The following is a 3,376-nucleotide window of genomic DNA, read 5'->3' on the forward strand; positions in this document are numbered from 1 at the left end:
CGAGGCGGGCGGAGTCCTCTGACAGAGGCCGTGGCGGGAATCGAACCCGCGTAACCCGCTTTGCAGGCGTGACCGCGTACAGGCCGTCGCTGACGGCGTACGGGGCGAGCCAGGGCGTCCAGGACGGCCGGGCCTGGCAGTGCGTCCACCAGAAGCGCCATCGGCCGGCGTCGGGCGCGACGGCGTAACGGTGGCCGACGCCGGGTGCGAGCACCACCAGCCGCCCGGCGCCCGCGTCGGCGCGGGCGCCGCCCTGCCGGATCAGACCGCGTCCGGCGGTGGTGAAGGTGAACAGCCAACTCGTGGAACCCCGGGGACGGTTGACGCCGTAGTCCGGTCCCTGGTCGTAGCGCCCGGTCACCACCAGGCCGGGCGGCGGGGACGGATCACCGGCGGCAGCGGTCGCGGGCAGGTCCTCGGCACGCATGGGCATCCTCCCGTCGGGGGCGCCGCCCTAGCGTGGTGGGCCGAGGACGACCCCAACCGAGGAGCGGACCATGACAGCCACCGGCATCGGCTCCCCCATCGTGCCCGAGGGGCCGGTGCGGCGGTTCGACGAGGACGGGTACGCCGTCGTACGCGGCCTGTTCGGCCACGACGAGGTCGACCGGCTGTGCGCCGCCTTCGCGGCGCTGCACGCGGCCGGTCCCGTTTCGGGGCACTTCGCGCCGGACCCGGCCGACCCCGATCCGCTACGCCGGTATCCCCGTGTCATGCATCCGCACGAGATCAGCGCAGTGGCGCGGGAGTTCCTCCTGGACGCCCGGCTGCGGGCGGTGCTCGAAGCGCTGTTCGGGGAGGAGGTGCTGGCCGCGCAGAGCATGTTCTACTTCAAGCCGCCGGGCGCGCGGGGGCAGGCACTGCACCAGGACAACTTCTATCTGCGGGTGGAGCCGGGCACCTGCGTGGCCGCGTGGGTGGCGTGCGAGCCGATCGACCGGGACAACGGCGGCCTGGAAGTGGTGCCCGGCACGCACCGGATGGACCTCTTCTGCCCCGAAGTGGCGGACGAGGAGGTGTCGTTCGCCCGTGAGTACGTACCGCCGCCGCCCGGACTCGTCCCCGTGCCGGTGGATCTGGCGCCGGGTGACGTGCTCTTCTTCAACGGCAGCCTGGTGCACGGCTCGGGCCCCAACCGCACCGCCGACCGGTTCCGGCGCTCCTTCATCGGGCACTACGTGGGCCGTTCGGCGCGGCGCATCGGGGCGTACTACCGGACGCTGACCATGTCCGGTACACGGGTCGAACTGCCGGAGAGCGAGGGCGCCGGTCCGTGCGGCACCGGTTTCAACGCCGCACGGACCCCACTGACCGGTCAGTGGCCGCTGATGGCACGCGGGGTGTAGGGCCGCTCCAGCTCCTCGATCTCCTTGTCGCTCAGGCGGAGTTCGACGGCGGCCACCGCGTCCTCGACGTGACCGGGCTTTCCCGCGCCGACGATCGGCGCGGCCACCGTGCCCTGGTGCAGCAGCCAGGCGAGGGCCACCTGGGCGCGCGGCACGCCCCGGTCGTTCGCGATCCGCGTGACCGCCTCGACGATCGAGCGGTCGCCGTCCAGGTAGAGGCGGCTGCCGAAGTTGTCGTTCGCGCTGCGTCCGGTGACCGTGCCCCAGTCGCGGGTGAGCCGGCCCCGGGCGAGCGGGCTCCACGGGAGCACGCCGACGCCCTGGTCCGCGCACAGCGGCAGCATCTCCCGCTCCTCCTCGCGGTAGAGCAGGTTGTAGTGGTTCTGCATCGAGACGAACTTCGTCCAGCCGTGCCGCTCCGCCGTGTACTGGAGCTTGGCGAACTCCCACGCGTACATGGAACTCGCCCCGATGTAGCGGACCTTGCCCGCCCGGACCAGGTCGTGCAGCGCCTCCATCGTCTCCTCGACGGGCGTCGCGTGGTCGTAGCGGTGGATCTGGTACAGGTCGACGTAGTCGGTGCCGAGCCGGCGCAGGCTGTGGTCGATCTCGGTCATGACGGCCTTGCGGGAGAGTCCGGCGCCGTTGGGGCCCGGGCGCATCCGGCCGTTGACCTTGGTGGCCAGCACGATCTCGTCGCGGTCGGCGAAGTCGCGCAGGGCCTTGCCGACGATCTCCTCGCTGGTGCCGTCGGAGTAGACGTTGGCGGTGTCGAAGAAGTTGACGCCCGCCTCCAGCGCCTGCCGGATGAGCGGGCGGGACGCCTCCTCGTCGAGGGTCCACTCGTGCGTACCGCGGTCCGGCAGCCCGTAGGTCATGCAGCCCAGACAGATTCGCGAGACGTCCAGGCCCGTCGAACCGAGCTTCACGTACTGCATCGTTGCTGCTCCTGCCTTCGGGACGGGTGGGTCGGAGCCGAGCCTACGACGTGGCCCTGAGCCGACTTGACGATCGAAGTGTGCGGGCGATTTGATCCTGACACGTGCCGCGCCGCCCGGCGTGGGCAGGATGGAGCGGACTTGCCCCCCAAGGGTGTTTTCCGCGCCGCGGGTCCCGCTCGGGCCGCCGGCGCCGCAGTGCTCGCCCTGACCGCCGCCGTGTCGGCCCTGACCGGGTGCTCCGCCGACGGCAAGGACGGCAAGGAGCCGGGCGGCTCGCCGAAGGCCCAAGCGGTGCGTCTGCCGCCGCTGAACGCAGGGTTCGACTACCAGATCGGCGGCGCGTACCCGCCGCCGGCGGGCGTGCGGATCGTCAGCCGCGACCGGTCCGACTCCCCCGCGCCCGGCCTGTACAACATCTGCTACGTCAACGCCTTCCAGGCCCAGCCCGCCGAGCGCTCCTCCTGGCCGGCCGATCTGCTGCTGCGCGACGCGCACGGCAAGGTCGTCATCGACGAGGACTGGAACGAGCCGCTGCTCGACATCGGCACCCCGGCCAAGCGGAAGCGGGTGGCCGAGCGGGTGAACCGGTGGATCGACGGCTGCGCCCGCAAGGGCTTCGACGCCGTCGAGCCGGACAACTACGACAGCTACACGCGCTCCGGCCGCCTGCTCACCGCCGCCGACGCGACCGCGTTCATGACCCTGCTCTCCCGGCACGCCCACGCCCGGCACCTGGCCGTCGCGCAGAAGAACACCGCCGAACTGGCCGGACAGCGCCGGCGGGCCGGGCTGGACTTCGCGGTGACGGAGGAGTGCGGGCAGTACGACGAGTGCAACGTGTACGCGAAGGCGTTCGACGACCGGGTCGTGGACATCGAGTACACCGCCGGCGGGCTGCGCAAGGCCCTCGCCCACTGGGGCGACCGGCTCAGCATCGTCCGCCGGGACCGGGAGGTCTCCACCCCGGGCAGCGCCGGATACGTGCGCGCGGCGCGCTAGTGTCCTGCGCCGGAAGTTCGTAGGTAGTTCGCACTGAGCCTCAGGCGATCAACCCGCCTGGTTGTCGACCGGAACCCAAACGCCGGGACG

At 71.9% G+C, this 3,376-nt stretch carries 3 protein-coding genes and 1 pseudogene; 2 read left to right on the top strand and 2 right to left on the bottom strand.

Annotated elements, in window-relative coordinates; translation table 11 throughout:
* Nucleotides 1–427, bottom strand: a 427-nt coding sequence (locus ACWEN3_RS43900) for an AraC family ligand binding domain-containing protein (RefSeq protein ID WP_452983575.1), incomplete at its 3' end; no start/stop codon positions are given.
* A gap of 70 nt (nt 428–497) precedes the next feature.
* Between ACWEN3_RS43900 and ACWEN3_RS43905 the strand changes: the two are divergent.
* Nucleotides 498–1,311: pseudogene (locus ACWEN3_RS43905) on the top strand (phytanoyl-CoA dioxygenase family protein).
* Between the two features lie 4 nt (nt 1,312–1,315).
* Here ACWEN3_RS43905 and ACWEN3_RS43910 read toward each other — a convergent pair.
* Nucleotides 1,316–2,284 (bottom strand): aldo/keto reductase, encoded by a 969-nt coding sequence (locus ACWEN3_RS43910; protein WP_452983578.1) that lies wholly within the window; start codon nt 2,282–2,284, stop codon nt 1,316–1,318.
* 141 nt (nt 2,285–2,425) lie between these two features.
* Here ACWEN3_RS43910 and ACWEN3_RS43915 point away from each other — a divergent pair, with 141 nt between their 5' ends.
* Nucleotides 2,426–3,286 (top strand): endo alpha-1,4 polygalactosaminidase, encoded by an 861-nt coding sequence (locus tag ACWEN3_RS43915; protein WP_452983581.1) that lies wholly within the window; start codon nt 2,426–2,428, stop codon nt 3,284–3,286.
* Nucleotides 3,287–3,376: the final 90 nt, after the last annotated feature.

This window comes from Streptomyces sp. NPDC004561, assembly GCF_053602155.1.

Bases quoted from the DNA above. Each gene is read 5' to 3' on its own strand.
- ACWEN3_RS43910 (WP_452983578.1), bottom strand. From the start codon at position 2,284: ATGCAGTACGTGAAGCTCGGTTCGACGGGCCTGGACGTCTCGCGAATC.